Annotated in this window: 12 protein-coding genes; 5 read left to right on the forward strand and 7 right to left on the reverse strand. The window is 62.4% G+C overall.

Annotated features, from left to right (window positions below):
- Positions 1–18: 18 nt before the first annotated feature.
- Positions 19–3,147, forward strand: a complete 3,129-nt coding sequence (locus FFI94_RS02780) for an NAD-glutamate dehydrogenase domain-containing protein (protein WP_138871644.1) — start codon at positions 19–21, stop codon at positions 3,145–3,147.
- On the opposite strand, the gene FFI94_RS02785 is transcribed toward FFI94_RS02780, so the two are convergent.
- Entirely contained in the window at positions 3,124–4,641 is a 1,518-nt protein-coding gene (locus FFI94_RS02785) for a PucR family transcriptional regulator (RefSeq protein WP_138871645.1), read from the reverse strand. The two genes, FFI94_RS02780 and FFI94_RS02785, sit on opposite strands and share 24 nt — an antisense overlap.
- A gap of 128 nt (positions 4,642–4,769) precedes the next feature.
- Between FFI94_RS02785 and gabT the strand changes: the two genes are divergently transcribed.
- Together gabT and FFI94_RS02795 are read left to right on the forward strand one after the other, a co-directional pair.
- Positions 4,770–6,134 carry a 4-aminobutyrate--2-oxoglutarate transaminase gene (gene gabT / locus FFI94_RS02790; RefSeq protein WP_138871646.1) on the forward strand — a complete coding sequence of 455 codons (1,365 nt, stop codon included), beginning with the start codon at positions 4,770–4,772 and terminating at the stop codon, positions 6,132–6,134.
- Between the two features lies 1 nt (position 6,135).
- Positions 6,136–7,581: an NAD-dependent succinate-semialdehyde dehydrogenase gene (locus FFI94_RS02795; protein WP_138871647.1), complete on the forward strand. Its 1,446-nt coding sequence runs from the start codon at positions 6,136–6,138 to the stop codon at positions 7,579–7,581.
- A gap of 60 nt (positions 7,582–7,641) precedes the next feature.
- Here FFI94_RS02795 and dszD read toward each other — a convergent pair whose 3' ends face one another.
- From dszD to FFI94_RS02810, 3 genes are all read right to left on the reverse strand, one after another.
- Entirely contained in the window at positions 7,642–8,211 is a 570-nt protein-coding gene (gene dszD, locus FFI94_RS02800) for an NADH:FMN oxidoreductase DszD (RefSeq protein ID WP_138871648.1), read from the reverse strand.
- 72 nt (positions 8,212–8,283) lie between these two features.
- Positions 8,284–8,757: a YbaK/EbsC family protein gene (locus FFI94_RS02805; protein WP_138871649.1), complete on the reverse strand. Its 474-nt coding sequence runs from the start codon at positions 8,755–8,757 to the stop codon at positions 8,284–8,286.
- A gap of 16 nt (positions 8,758–8,773) precedes the next feature.
- Positions 8,774–9,877: a hypothetical protein gene (locus tag FFI94_RS02810; protein WP_138871650.1), complete on the reverse strand. Its 1,104-nt coding sequence runs from the start codon at positions 9,875–9,877 to the stop codon at positions 8,774–8,776.
- 68 nt (positions 9,878–9,945) lie between these two features.
- On the opposite strand from FFI94_RS02810, the gene FFI94_RS02815 reads away from it, so the two are divergent.
- Positions 9,946–10,599 carry a TetR/AcrR family transcriptional regulator gene (locus tag FFI94_RS02815; protein WP_138871651.1) on the forward strand — a complete coding sequence of 218 codons (654 nt, stop codon included), beginning with the start codon at positions 9,946–9,948 and terminating at the stop codon, positions 10,597–10,599.
- Here the strand turns inward: FFI94_RS02815 and FFI94_RS02820 are convergent.
- The 3 genes from FFI94_RS02820 to FFI94_RS02830 all read right to left on the reverse strand — a co-directional run bounded on the left by FFI94_RS02820 (position 10,593) and on the right by FFI94_RS02830 (position 13,104).
- Positions 10,593–11,033, reverse strand: coding sequence for a GNAT family N-acetyltransferase (locus FFI94_RS02820; protein ID WP_138871652.1), 441 nt, complete (start codon positions 11,031–11,033; stop codon positions 10,593–10,595). The two genes, FFI94_RS02815 and FFI94_RS02820, sit on opposite strands and share 7 nt — an antisense overlap.
- Before the next feature lie 233 nt (positions 11,034–11,266).
- Positions 11,267–12,388 carry a DUF475 domain-containing protein gene (locus tag FFI94_RS02825; RefSeq protein WP_138871653.1) on the reverse strand — a complete coding sequence of 374 codons (1,122 nt, stop codon included), beginning with the start codon at positions 12,386–12,388 and terminating at the stop codon, positions 11,267–11,269.
- Between the two features lie 140 nt (positions 12,389–12,528).
- A complete protein-coding gene (locus tag FFI94_RS02830; RefSeq protein WP_033236300.1) occupies positions 12,529–13,104 on the reverse strand; it encodes a TerD family protein in 576 nt (191 codons plus the stop codon).
- A gap of 243 nt (positions 13,105–13,347) precedes the next feature.
- Here FFI94_RS02830 and FFI94_RS02835 point away from each other — a divergent pair, with 243 nt between their 5' ends.
- Positions 13,348–14,493, forward strand: a complete 1,146-nt coding sequence (locus tag FFI94_RS02835; protein WP_138873566.1) for a hypothetical protein — start codon at positions 13,348–13,350, stop codon at positions 14,491–14,493.
- Positions 14,494–14,549 lie beyond the last annotated feature (56 nt).

A 14,549-nucleotide genomic window follows, 5' to 3' on the forward strand; every position in this document is an offset into this window, starting at 1 on the left:
TTTCCAGGAGGGTGTTCAATGGCGAGCACATCAACGGCAACCAAGTCAGAATTCGCAGACACAGCGGATCCAGCGTTGGGGCTGGTTGCCGAGTTGGCAGCAGCGGGGCAACGACTGGTTTTCCGTCAGGGCGACGAACTGACCGGCGTGGTGCTGTGGCCGTCCGGAGAGCCCTCCCTCTCCGATCTGTGCGAGAACTTCGAATCCCTCGGGCTTCGAGTGTCCACGCACCGCCCTCTTCCGACAGTTCTCGGATCGGCGCATCATTTCACCTTCGAACCGTGTGCCTTCGACGGCGGTGCCCTCGAGAAGATGGCCGCGGCTTTCGAAGCTGTTGTTGCCGGTAGGACCCGGATGGACAACTTTTCCAGCCTGATCGGCCGAGCCGACATCACGTGGCGCGACGCAGAGCTGCTGCGTGCGGCGTGCCGGTTCCTGGCTCAGGCACGGATCGGGCTTTCCGAAGGCTACGTAGTGGGTGTGCTCGGTGCGAAGCCCGTTTTCGTTCGCGCGGCGCTCGGACTGTTCAGTGCGCGATTCGACCCCGCCGTGCCCGAACGCGCTGCGGCCGTTGCCGCCGCGGTTGCCGAGATCGACGAGTCGGTCGAACGCGCAGACACTCTCGACGAAGATCGAGTTCTTCGCGGAGTTCGCTCGTTCCTTCAAGCAACGTTGCGCACCAACTGGTACCTGCGTGACGACGCAGGCAACCCGCTGCCGCACGCGTCGTTCAAGATCGATTCGAAGCTTCTGTCGACGCCGCAGAAAACCGTTCCGTTCCGCGAGATCTACGTCAGCGCACCCAACGTCGAGGGCGTTCACCTGCGTAGCTCTTCGGTGGCACGTGGCGGCCTGCGATGGTCCGATCGCTTCGAGGACTTTCGCACCGAGGCCTTGAGCCTGATGAAAACCCAGAGCGTGAAGAATTCGCCCATCGTTCCGACCGGAGCCAAGGGCGCTTTTGTCGTGCGCGGAACATCCACGCCCACACCGGCCCAGGTGCAGGAGTCGTACAGCACGTTCATTCGCGGACTGCTCGACGTGGTGGACAACATCGTCGACGGCTCGGCAGTACACCCGGCGGAAGTGATCGCATACGACGGTGAAGACTCGTATCTTGTTGTGGCAGCGGACAAGGGAACCGCCCGGTTCTCCGACGTCGCGAACGGTATAGCGATCGAGCGCGGTTTCTGGCTCGGCGACGCTTTTGCGTCGGGTGGCAGCGCCGGCTACGACCACAAGGCCATGGGTATCACCGCCCGCGGCGCGTGGGTGGCTGTGCGACGCCATTTTGCCGAACGCGGCGTGGACGTCGACACCGATCCCTTCACCGTCGCGGGGATCGGCGACATGTCCGGCGACGTGTTCGGCAACGGAATGTTGCTCTCGCACAAGATTCGTCTGGTTGCCGCGTTCGACCACCGCCACATCTTCATCGACCCGAACCCCGACATGGAAGCGACGCTGCGCGAACGCGCCCGCCTCTTCACCGTGCCGCGCTCGTCCTGGGACGACTTCGATCGCACCGTGATGTCACCGGGCGGCGGCGTCTGGCCGCGCAGCGCAAAGTCCATCAGCCTTCCTCGAGAGGCGCGTGACGTACTCGGAATCACCGAGGAGAAGCTCACCCCGCAGGAATTGATCCGGGCGATCCTGTGCGCCCCGGTAGAGCTGTTGTGGAACGGGGGCGTCGGAACCTACGTGAAGGCGTCGGCCGAGAGCAACGTCGACGCGGCCGATCCGTCCAACGACGGTGTCCGTGTCAGTGCGGACGAGTTGCGTGCCGCCGTGGTGGGGGAGGGCGGTAACCTCGGTTTCACGCAGCGTGCGCGGATCGAATACGCCGCAGGCGGTGGACGAATCAACGCGGACTTCATCGACAACGCGGCAGGTGTTGCCACGTCGGACCGTGAGGTCAACATCAAGATCGCTCTGGCGGAGTTGGATTCCGGCTCACGAAATGCGCTTCTGGCGTCGGCGCAGGACGAGGTCGCCGTGTCGGTACTGAAAGCCAGTGAAGATCAAACCTTGGCCATCAGTCTGGCGGAGCATCGAGCTCCGGCACTTCTCGATCAGCACGAGCGACTGATCGAGAATCTGATTGCCGCCGGTGCGATGAAACGCCTCGAGGAATCGCTGCCGGACGCCAAGGCACTTGCCGCGAGGGCCCGGGCAGGTCAGGGGCTGCTTCGCCCCGAACTTGCTGTGCTGGTTGCTCAGTCGAAGAATGTGCTGACCGCTGAACTGGGCGCTTCGGATGCTCCCGACAACAAGATCTTTGCCGACCGGTTGACGCAGTACTTCCCGCCGTCGGTAGTTCAGGCTGCGCCCGAAGCTGTGAAGGCGCACCGACTCGGACGCGACATCATCATCACCTCGGTGGTCGACGAATTGGTCAACCGCGTTGGGCCGGGGGTGCTGTTCAGGTTGGAAGAGCACCTGGGTGTGCGTAGTCCGGAAGCGTCGTTGGCCTATGCGGTGGTCAGTGAAGTGCTCGGCACCGAGGATCTTCGCCGCGACATCCTGAACTCCGATCTTGATGCTGCCGAACAACTTCAGGCTCTCGATCGGCTGCAACAGTTGCTCGAGTCGGAAATGAGCTGGGTGCTGCGACGGCCAGGGGCTGCCGGACGGTTTGCAGTGAACCCGCGGGCAGACATCGATCGATGGGCGGGGCCGGTGCGTGAACTCATCGCCGGGCTGACCTCGAGTGAACGCATCGAGGTGTCGTTCGGAGCGCTGGCATTGGCCGACCTTGCACTGCAGGAGAATACGTCGGTCCTGGCGGCCGCTACCGTCTACCGCGAGCTCGCCGCAGAGCTTGATCTGGGTGATGTGCTCGGCGGCGTCGACCTTGCCGTCGGTGCTTCGCACTGGGAGGTCATGGGCGGCGCTGCCGTTCACGCCCGACTGACGACGCGATTTGCGGATCTTGTGTCAGGTGCTCTCGACGACGATCGTGACGGCGTGGTGCAGCGGTGGTCGAACGCTAATCCAGATGCCGTGCACCGATTTACGACGCTGATGTCCAGCGTTCGCCGCAGTGGTCCGCTCGATACGGCGAGACTGTGCACCGTCGACGCGGAACTTGAACTGCTGATCCGCGGTGCATCGTCTTTTTCGTCAGCGGCTCTCCCAAGCGAGTAACGACAGCAATAGTTCGGCTCTGACCCTGGCCTCACCGAGGTCGCATCGCAAGAGTTCTTCGACGCGGGTGATGCGACCTCGGAGGGTGTGCCGGTGGATGCCGAGTTCGGATGCGGCAGATTCCCATTGGCCGTTGGCCTCGAGGTAAGCGCGAAGCGAGATCGCGAGTGCCGTTCCGTGTTTGTCGTCGTGTTCGGTCAGTACGGGAATCGTGGTGGCGGCCATGGCAACGAGCGCTTCCCGTGCGGGTTCGGACGCAAGAATCGTCGAACCGGTCAGTGCGTCGAATTCGAGAATGCGCGCTGTTGCTGTTGTGAGGTTGGCTGCGGCGCGTGCTTGCACGAGGGCGCGCGAAGCGTCGAGGATCGGGTGCGGCGGGCTGATTCCGGCACGAACGGCTTTGGATTCGCTCGGAGTCAGCTGCGCCAGAAGTGCCTGTGCGGTGTCGACGGTATCGCTGCCGCGAAGCAGCACGGTGAGCGCGCCGTTTTCTGCCTGGGCAAAAAGAGGTCTTCCCGCGCGTGCCAGTGCGCCGTCCAGCTCACGTAGAACTGGTCCCAGCGCTGATCCGCGAATGTGGACGACGCGTACCAATCCGTTGGTGTCGCTGGCTTCGTCGAGATACGACGGCACAGCATCTTCGGTGATTCGTCCGTCGAGTAGCAGTCCGAATGCCGTGGAGTTCAGTTTGGACCGCTCCGCCCGCAGGCGCACTGGTTTCTCGAGTTCCAGAGTCAACAGTGAAACGGCATGTCCGAGAAGCACTCTGTCGATGTTGCTCAGCGGCTTCGAACCGGCCAGTGCAAGGTAGCCGTGCCAACTGTCGGTCACTCCGACCGGGGAGAGCGTGAGCGTCCGCTCGGGGGTGCTCTGCGAAATCGATGCCGGAGCATTGGGGTCACGAGTGGTCGCGGCCACGGCACGCACCTCCGCGATCAGCGATTTCTGATTCGCCGGATGTACGGCAGTGATGCGGTCGCCGACAAACGCAACCGAATTCTTTGTTGCCGTGGCCAGTTCGCGCACGATCGCGGAAACGCCGCCGCGCAGCGCGACCCGGGTGATGCGCGTCTGCACTTCTGCGGCGCGCAGGACGGACTCGTACTCCTGCTGGCTCAGCCGGGTCATGACCGCGCGGGTGACTGCTGCGAACGGTGTGGTGAACGGAACCTCGAGCAGGGGGAGTTCGCGACTACGGGCAGCTGCGAGAAGCTCCGCCGGGACCTCCTTGTGAGAAAGTCCCGTTCCGAACCCCAATGCCGATACTTCCGCCTCGGCCAAACGATCGACGTAATCTGCGAAATCAGTGGCGGTAGCCCCCACGAAGGCAAGCCCGGTGGTGAGGACCAGTTCACCGCCCGAGATCCACGGAGTGGGATCCGTCAGTTCTGTGGCCTGCGCAAACGTGACCGGCTGGGCGGATGAGGACGAGTCGGTCAGCAGCGTCAGTGACAGGTGTTTCTGTCGCAGAAGCCAGGAAATCGGAACGGTCACGAGTTCAAGGCTAGCGGGACGTGCCGATGTGGAGTAGGCCTGAGTAGGTAGATATCCATTTCGGCACTGCTCGACGGTGCTCGCGCGTCGCATACTCGAATGCAATACACAACCGAGAGGGTGGTCACATGAGTGCAATCGAATACCGGCTTCCGCAGGAACGTCGCATCGTCACGGAGTTCCCGGGCCCGCGCTCGGCTGCGCTCGCAGAGCGTCGTAAGAAGGTTGTCGGCGCCGGCGTTGCGTCCACCCTTCCGGTGTACGTTGCCGACGCAGACGGCGGAGTCATCGTCGACGTCGACGGCAACTCACTCGTCGATCTCGGTGCCGGTATCGCCGTGACCAGTGTCGGTGCGTCCAACCCCGCCGTTGTCGCCGCAGTTCAGGATCAGGTTGCGCACTTCACTCACACCTGTTTCATGGTCGCTCCGTACGAGGGCTACATCGCGGTCGCCGAGCGCCTCGCCGAACTCACCCCCGGTGACCACGAGAAGCGTTCCGTGCTGTTCAACTCCGGCGCCGAAGCCGTCGAGAACGCCGTCAAGATCGCTCGTCACGCAACGGGTCGCGACGCCGTTGTGGTGTTCGATCACGCATACCACGGCCGCACCAACCTCACGATGGCACTGACGGCGAAGTCCATGCCGTACAAGAGCGGCTTCGGTCCCTTTGCTCCCGAGGTATACCGGGTTCCGATGTCCTACCCGTACCGCGAGGGACTGAACGTCGACGGTTCGAAGATTACCGGTGAGCAGGCAGCGCAGCGCGCCATCACGATGATCGAGAAGCAGATCGGCGCGTCCAACACGGCGGCCATCCTCATCGAACCCATCCAGGGTGAGGGCGGATTCATCGTTCCCGCAGAAGGATTCCTGCCGACGCTCGTGGCCTGGGCCAAGGACAACGGCGTCGTCTTCATCGCCGACGAGGTCCAGGCAGGCTTTGCTCGTACCGGCGCCTGGTTCGCCAGCGACCACGAGGGAATCGTCCCGGACCTGGTCACGCTTGCCAAGGGCATTGCCGGCGGTATGCCGCTCGCAGCTGTCACCGGCCGGGCCGACCTGATCGACGCAGTCCACCCGGGCGGCCTCGGCGGCACCTATGGCGGTAACCCCGTCGCCTGCGCTGCGGCGCTGGCATCCATCGACCAGATGCATGAGCTGGACCTCTGTGGTCGAGCCCGCACCATCGAGACCACCGTCGTCGGCCGAATGAACGCGCTGGCAAAGGAACTCGACGTCATCGGAGATGTTCGCGGACGCGGCGCCATGCTCGCCATCGAGTTGGTCAAGCCCGGCGGACAGGAGCCGGACGCCGACATCACGAAGGCAATCGCAGCTGCGTGCCTTGCGGCGGGCGTTGTGATCCTCACGTGCGGCACCTACGGTAACGTCATTCGTCTACTCCCTCCGTTGGTCATTTCCGAAGAGCTGCTCGACGACGCCCTTACCGTCCTCGAGTCTGCTATTCGCACTGCAGCACAGGAGAACTGACATGTCGAACGTCTCGGAACTTCTCGATTCGCTACCCCAAGGCCTCTGGCTGGGCGGAAAGCTCACCCCGGCCGAAAAGACCTTCGCGGTCTACAACCCGGCAACCGGCGAAGAGTTGGCGCAGGTAGCCGACGCCACTGCAGCCGACGGTATCCGTGCCCTCGATCTCGCTGCTGCAGCACAAAATGATTGGGCCGCAACGCCCGCTCGTACTCGTGGCGAGATCTTGCGCCGCGCATTCGAGCTGTTGCACGCCCGCGCCGAGGACTTCGCGCTGATGATGACCCTGGAAATGGGTAAGTCGTTGGCCGAGAGCCGCGGTGAGGTCAACTACGGCGGCGAATTCCTGCGTTGGTTCAGTGAGGAAGCCGTCCGCATCGGTGGACGCTTCACGCAGGCTCCGGCCGGCAACGGTCGCATCCTCGTTACCAAGGAAGCCGTCGGACCGGTTCTGGCGATCACGCCGTGGAACTTTCCGTTGGCCATGGGCACCCGCAAGATCGGACCGGCGCTCGCTGCCGGCTGCACCATCATCGTCAAGCCGGCCGAGGACACTCCGCTCACCATGCAGCTTCTCGGCCAGGTATTTGCCGACGCCGGCTTGCCGGACGGTGTGCTTTCGATCCTCCCGACCTCCGATGCCGCAGCCATCAGTGGACCGTTGATGGAAGACGCGCGACTGCGCAAGGTCACCTTCACCGGCTCCACTGGCGTCGGAAAGCTCTTGGTGCGCAATGCCGCTGACAAGCTGCTTCGCACGTCGATGGAACTCGGTGGCAATGCGCCGTTCATCGTCTTCGACGACGCCGACATCGATGCAGCTGTCGACGGCGCAATGCTCGCGAAGATGCGCAACGGCGGCGAGGCCTGCACCGCGGCCAACCGTATTTACGTTGCCAACTCGGTCCGCGAAGAGTTCACCGACAAGTTCACCGCCAAGGTTGCGGCCTTGAAGGTGGGCGCCGGTGACGCCGAGGGCACCAACATCGGACCGCTGATCAACACCAAGCAGCTCGCCACCGTCACCGGGCTCGTCGACGACGCCGTGTCCAAGGGCGCTCGCGTGCGCACCGGTGGATCGGCACCCGAAGGCCCCGGTTTCTTCTTCACCCCGACGGTCCTCGATCAGGTTCCCGCTGACGCGCGCCTGCTGAAAGAAGAAATCTTCGGACCTGTTGCAGCCGTAGTCGGTTTCGACACCGAAGAAGAAGCAGTCGCCGCAGCCAACAACACCGAGTTCGGCCTTGTCGCGTACTTCTACACCCGCGACATCGATCGCGCGATGCGCGTCTCGGCGAAGCTGGCTACCGGCATGGTCGGCGTCAACCGCGGCGCCATCTCCGACGCCGCAGCACCGTTCGGTGGTGTCAAGGAATCGGGCTTCGGCCGCGAGGGCGGAACCGAAGGTATCGACGAGTACCTCGATACCAAGTACGTAGCGCTGTAATCTTTTTCACGAACAAAGAAGGCCTCGCCGGATTCCCGGCGAGGCCTTCTTTGCGTGAGGTTACTGTCCCAGTGGAGTGGGGCGGTAGTACTTACCCTCGTGATACAGCAGCGGTGCCGCAGCGGAATCGTCGTCCTCGTCGGCGTGGACTCGGGTGACAAGCCCGACAACAAGGGTGTGGTCACCCACCGGAATCAACTGATCGACGGTGACCCGCATCCAACTGGGCGTGCCGTGCAGAACCGGCTCGCCGGTATCGAGGACGGCCCAGAGTGATTGATCGGCAAAACGCTGATCGGCGCTGCGTGCAAAGCGCTGCGCCAGATGCTGCTGGTGCTCACCGAGAAGATGAATGACCAAGGACTTTGCGGCCTTCAGCGCGGTGATGCTCGACGACGTCTCCGCGATGTTGAACGACACGAGCGGCGGTTCGAGTGAGAGCGAGGAGAACGAGGTGGCCGTGAAACCTACCGGTCCGGTGCCGGAGTCGAGGGTGACAACGGTGACTCCCGCAGGGTGACGGCCGAGTGCTGCCCGATAGTCGGCGGCACAGATGCCGGTGGACAACTCGGGCGTGGCGGTCGCGTCGGATGTGGTTGAGTTGGAAATATCGTTCGGCGTGTCAGACAACGGGGACTCTCCGGTGGGAAATATGGTCTTTCGCCCACTATAAGCGCGAGCCCGCCCTTACCTGGTCCGTATCTAGTCCATCTCTACGGCAAGGCCCGCCGTTATCCGCAGCAGTTCCGGATACGTCGTGCGGAAGACCGTGTTCGGATGGCCCGCCGCGGCCCACAGGATCGGGTACTGCTCGAGCGCGGTATCGACATAGGTCGGCAGATTCGTGGGATGCCCGAGCGGCGCAATTCCGCCGATCGGTTGGCCGGTTGCAGCTTTGACCATCTCCAGCGGAGCCCGCGTCAGTTTGCCCTCGAGGCGCTCACCCGTCGCCTGCAGGTTGACCTGATGTGCGCCTGATACCAGCAACAACACCGGATCGTCGTCGAGTAGGAAGACGAGTGACTTGGTGATTGCGCCCACCTCCACCCCGACAGCTGCCGCTGCTTCCTCGGCAGTGTGCGTCGCGTCGGCTTGCGTGACGATGACGCCGTGATGGCCGCGAGCGATCAGGGTTTCGGCGACGTGCGAGGCGTTGGGGTGGAGGAGGCTCGTCATGAATTCAAGAGTAGGACTAGTCGGCGATTGTCACAGCCGGAGTGGGCACTGTGTCGGCGGACTTTCGGTTCTTCCTGATTGTAAATCCGAACAACATGGCGGCACCGACCACGGCGTACAGGAAAAGCGTCAGTACGGGCTGGCCGACTCCGACGTTGCCGAAGTACACGATGCTTCGAACACCCTCGGTGCCCGCGCCCGGAGTGATCCACCGACCGATCGCGGCATAGAACGACGGGAGCACATTCGAGCCGAAAGCGCCTCCGGCACTGGGATTGCCGAGGATGACAAACACTGCGATCGCCAGCGGAACGGCGAGGACGCCGATTGCCGCACGGAGTCCGACCGTGAACATCGCGGTACCGAACACGACAGCACTGCCCAACAGGGAGAGCGGGAGCCAGTGTCCGGCAAAGGTTCCGAGAACGTGTGACGTGATGAGTGCGCCCAGCGCTCCGGATATAACCGAGTACACCGCGATCACACCGGTGTGCGCCGCTGCCTGACGAAGTGTCTTCGGTGCCCCGATGAACAGGCCGATTGCGGCGGCAAAGAGGTAGCCGCCGACAACCCAGCCGATCGAGAGGTAGAAGCCGGACAGGCCGCGGTTGTCGTGAGCGCCCACCGGAATCTCGTCACGCACCACGAACTCGCGGTTCTGGCTGCCCTCGACCTGGGCAAAGATCGATTCGAGTGACGTCGCAATGGAACTGCCGCCCGCGCTGGCGGTGATCAGGGTGTCGGCGCCGGCCGGATTGATGACAAACGCTCCCTGGATCTCGCGATCGTGGAGCATCCGACGCGCTACGGCGGTGTTGTCGACAACACGCGCGTCGAGGGGACTGCCGTCGATGGCGTTGAGCTTGTCGGCGATCTGCTGATCCATGCCGGCTGGAGTGCCCTGATCTGCGATGACCGCAATCTCGATGTCACGCGGCGTCGGCTGATGGAACGCGGCGACGTAGCTGAGGATGAAGCCCATCTGCAGCAGGATCATGCCGACGAACAGCGCCACCATGACTTTCGGGGCGCCGTATTTGGCCAGCAGGTTGTCGCTGGGGTGTTCGTGCTGAGGTGTGGGTGTTTCCGGTGCGGCGTGTGCCGGATGCGTAGTGGTCACGATGAGTCCTGATCTTGTCGAAAGTAAAGAGCTTGTCAATACCCGAGGTATTGAATACTCTAGGTATCGTGACTGAATCCCGTCAACCGGACTTCGTGCCGGCAACCCGCCCCGGACGCGACGTTGTGCGGCAAAGACTGCTCGACGCTGCAGCGGAAGAATTTGCGGAGCAAGGATTCAGTGCTGCACGTCTCACCGAAGTGGCCCGCCGAGCGGGCTTCACGAAGGGGGCCGTCTACTCCAACTTCGAATCCAAACAAGATCTGTTTGCCGAACTTTTTGCGCAACGATCACTCGAACTTGCCGGGCGGGTGCTTGCCGAGATCGCGGGCATGAGCCCCACCGACGCCGCCGGCAAAAGTGGTGAAGCGATCGCGTCGTGGATGGCGGGCAACCCCGGATGGTTACTGCTCGTCCTCGAATTCGGAGTCCTCGCCGGGCGTGATCCGCAGATTGCCCAGGCGTACCTCCGAGAGCGTCGGCACCTGCGAAGTCAACTGGTGGAATTGATCGGTGCACGGGCCAGTGAATGGGGCGTCGAGGATGCCTTCGACGTGCGGACTACGGCAATCTCGTTGATGGCCTTGATCTCCGGATTGGTGCTCGAACACTCCGTTGACCCGGAAGAAGTCGATCAGCAGGCAATGGGCGCCGCAGTGACCGCTCTCTTCGCCGGTGCGGTCGCGCGGGCGGGACTGCCCACGGCCACCGGATATTACTGACGAGCAAGGTGGGGATCGGGCGTCGTCTCGAGTTCTCGACGCAGGAAGATTTCGGAGGATTCGCCCGGGAGTAACAGGACACCGGCGTCGGCGTACCCCATTGCGCGATAGAAGTTCTGGGCTGATTCGTCCGCGAGTGTGGAGGTGAGAACGCTCGAATATCCCGCACGGTGCATATCGGTTTCCCAATATTCGACCAAGGATCGCCCGGTGCCCTGGCCGCGGTCCGAAGGCAGAACGGTGAGCATGTTCATGAACGGAATCTCGTCCCAGAACAAGCCCCAGCGGAGCCACCCGATTGGAGCGTCGTTGTGCTCAGCGATCAGAATCCGGCCGCGTTCGACCACGGACGCGAGTTCCTCGGCTGCGATGTGTGAGTCGTTCTCGTGTAGGAACGGCAAGTCTGTCTGTGCTGCAACGCGAATGTTCACCACGCAAACCAGTATCGCCGTTCAGTCACAGACGGTGATGTTCAGCTTGGTCCGGCGGTATCTGCACGTAACCCGCCGGGTCTTCGTTCCCGCGCGCTGATTGTTCATCCGCAGGCGAAATTTGGCGCGCGGTTGAACAATTGCCCTGCGGCTGTAACTGCAGAAAGTTTCAATTCGGGCATAACGAATAAAACGCCCGCGACCGGAATCGGCCGCGGGCGTTTCTACGAACAAACTCAGACTGTGGCTGGAGTGTTCTCGTCGAGTTTCGGATCTTCATTCGCGATCCGCTTGTTTCGGATGACGCTGCTGATAAACGCGGCGCCGATCAAGAAGACACCAACAAGGCCGGTGATGATCTCGTTGATGTGAACACCGATGGACACCATCAGGATGATCGCCAAAGCGCCGATGGCCCAGTGAGCGCCGTGCTCGAGGTAGACGTAGTCGGACAGCGTGCCCTTGCGGACGAGGAAGACGGTGATGGAGCGGACGAACATCGCGCCGACAAAGCCGAGGCCGAGAGCGATGATGATCGGGTCCGAGGTGATGGCAAATGCGCCGATTACGCCGTCGAAGGAGAAGGACGCGTCGAGAACCTCGAGGTACAGGAACAGGAAGAACCCGGCCTTACCAGTCGCTTTGGCCAGTTCGGAGGGGCCGCCGGACTTGGCGCTCTCCTCGTCTTCGTCCTCTTCGGGCAGGTTGAAGAGTTCACCCAATCCGTTGACGGCAATGTACGTGATCATGCCGAGCACGCCGGAGATCATGACCGTCGTGACTTTGTCGTCTGCAGCGAGGAACGAACCTGCCAGAACCAGGATGAGGCCGGCAACAACAACGGAGAGCTGATCCAGCTTGCCGATACGCGCAAGGGGCCTCTCGAGCCAGGACAGCCAGGTGATCTCACGCTCTTCGAAGATGAAGCCGAGGAACAGCATCAGTAGGAACATGCCACCGAATGCCGCGATGGTCGGGTGAGCGTCGGTGATCAGTGTTTCGTAGCTCGGATCGCCGTTGGGGAAGTACGCGGCGTCGTCGGCCGGCGGGTTCAGCGCGAGGTCGAGTGCCGCGATCGGACCGAGGCCCGATGCCGCCCACACGATGACAAGCGGGAACACCAGACGCATACCGAACACCGCGATGACGATGCCGACGGTGAGGAAGATCTTCTGCCAGAAATCGCTCATTCTTCGCAGAACGGTGGCATTGATGACGGCGTTGTCGAAGGAAAGTGAAATTTCCAGAATTGACAGGATGACAACGAGGAAGAGAGCCTCGGGGCCGCCGTAGATGAACGCGACGATCATCGCGATGATCGAAATGCCGATGGACAAACCGAATATTCGCAGTACCACGGAGCGTGGCCCTTTCTAGTTGGTCAGTGCGCAGTGGTTACTGCAGCGGTTATCTCACCGCAATCGAAACGAAGCCGGGGAGAGTTCCACAGCGTACTGCGGAACTCTCCCTTTGGTCAGCTCGACGGAGGGTCGACTATTTAGACGTTGACGCCGTAGTCGCGTGCGATGCCCGCGAGGCCCGAGGCGTAGCCCTGGCCGATAGCGCGGAACTTCCACTCGGCGCCGTTGCGGTACAGCTCGCCGAAGACCATTGCGGTCTCGGTGGAAGCGTCCTCGGACAGGTCGTAGCGGGCAAGCTCGTTGCCGTTGGACTTGTCGACGACGCGGATGTACGCGTTGCGGACCTGGCCGAAGGACTGCGAGCGTGCTTCTGCGTCGTAGATCGAGACGGGGAAGACGACGCTCTCGATGTTGGCCGGGACAGCAGCGAGGTTCACGTCGATCTGCTCGTCGTCGCCTTCGCCTTCACCGTCGGTGTTGTCACCCTTGTGCTCGATCGAGCCGTCGGGCGAACGCAGGTTGTTGAAGAAGATGAAGTGCTGGTCGGAGACGACCTTCTTGTCTGCACCTGCGCCGATTGCGCTGGCGTCGAGGTCGAAGGCTGCGCCGGTGGTGGAACGTGCGTCCCAGCCCAGGCCGACGACCACTGCGGTCAGGTTCGGGGCCTCCTTCGTGAGAGAGACATTGCCGCCTTTGGTCAAGCTGACGCCCATTCAGGGGTCCTTTCAAGAGAAGAGACATGACCCGCGACGACGATTGGCCGTCTTGGGAATGTGTTTACCTCCTCCACCCTAACGGCACTTCGGGTGTGGCTGCGGTAACAGTGGAAATCGAAACGGAAGCGCAAGCAGTCGGCCCCGTAGGATTCAATCGTGGTAGGCAGATGGTCGGAGCGCTTCAATCGGGGGGTGAGCGTGGAGGAGTCGATCAGTCGTGCGCGGGAGGCGCAGACTGCGATGGTCTCGGCGTTTCTCGATATGGACAAGCGTCAGACGATTGCTTCCGCTGCTGTCAAAGCGTCGACAGAACTGTTTCCCGAGCGTGGCCTGGGCGAGGCCTGGAAACCGGTTCGGGACAAGTGCTACGTGGCGGTGTCGAACTACCTGTCCACGAGCGAGCAGTACGGGAACGACCAGGCTCTCCATCGTGACGCGCGCACTGCCACTGCGGCCTTCGAGAAGTCGGTGGCCGAGCTGGTAGCCGCAGCTCAAAGTATTGATGCGTTCTACAACGGGAATCGCGCGCACCTCGAGCAAGCCACCGCGACGATGTCCACGATTCCGGTTCTCGGCCACCAGGCGCGCTCGGCGGCCGAGGCTGCTCGCCGCGCATTGAGCGATACCGATCGGCGCTATTGCGAGTATCCGTCGGTTGTTGCGTCGTCGGAGCATCTGGACGCGGCTGTGGCCGCACTCGCACGGGCGGAACGCGGCGAACGGGCAGACGAAATCCGGGTCGAAGCCGAACGGGTTACCGCCGCGGCAGCAGCACTCACGGAAGCATTGGCACAGGCACCGTCCACGCAGCGACATGCGCAGACGACGGTCTCGGCCGTGTCGACAAGGCTGGCGGCGGTGCGAACGCGGGTGGACCGCCTCGACCCTGCGTATTCGGCTTTGCTTCGGGAGTTCAATGCCGCGAGTTCAGCTGATCTGGTCAACAACAGCAGTCGGAGTCGTGAACATATCGATAACGCCGCTGCCGATTTGAACGAGGCAATGCAGGCTTTGGATGTGGGTAATCCGGAGCATGCCTTGGCGTTGATGGCAGACGCGCGCGTTCATCTTGCTGAGGCGGAAGCCTGCGTCGATGCTGTGACGGATCGGTTGACAACACTTCGGGCAGTTCGGGCGGATCCGACAGAAAAAGAGCGTCAGGTCCGCTTTCGGTTGAAAGACGCGCAAATGTTTGCCGTCAATCACGGTTTGGTGGCGGAATGGGGGTCTGTTCTCGATGCGCAATTGGCGCGGATCGAACGGGCGGCTGCGTCACTGACGGGAACTCATCCGGACTACTGGTCGTATGTCATGCAGTTGGATTCGGTTTCGGCGTTCATCGCCGAAGTCGTCGAAAAGATGCGGACGCAAGCAGGAAGACGCTGACCAGGAACTGAAAAAGCAGGCCGGGGCCGATCGGGGGATCGGGATCTACACCCGAA

This window comes from Rhodococcus sp. KBS0724 (assembly GCF_005938745.2).
Classification (GTDB): Bacteria; Actinomycetota; Actinomycetes; order Mycobacteriales; family Mycobacteriaceae; genus Rhodococcus_F.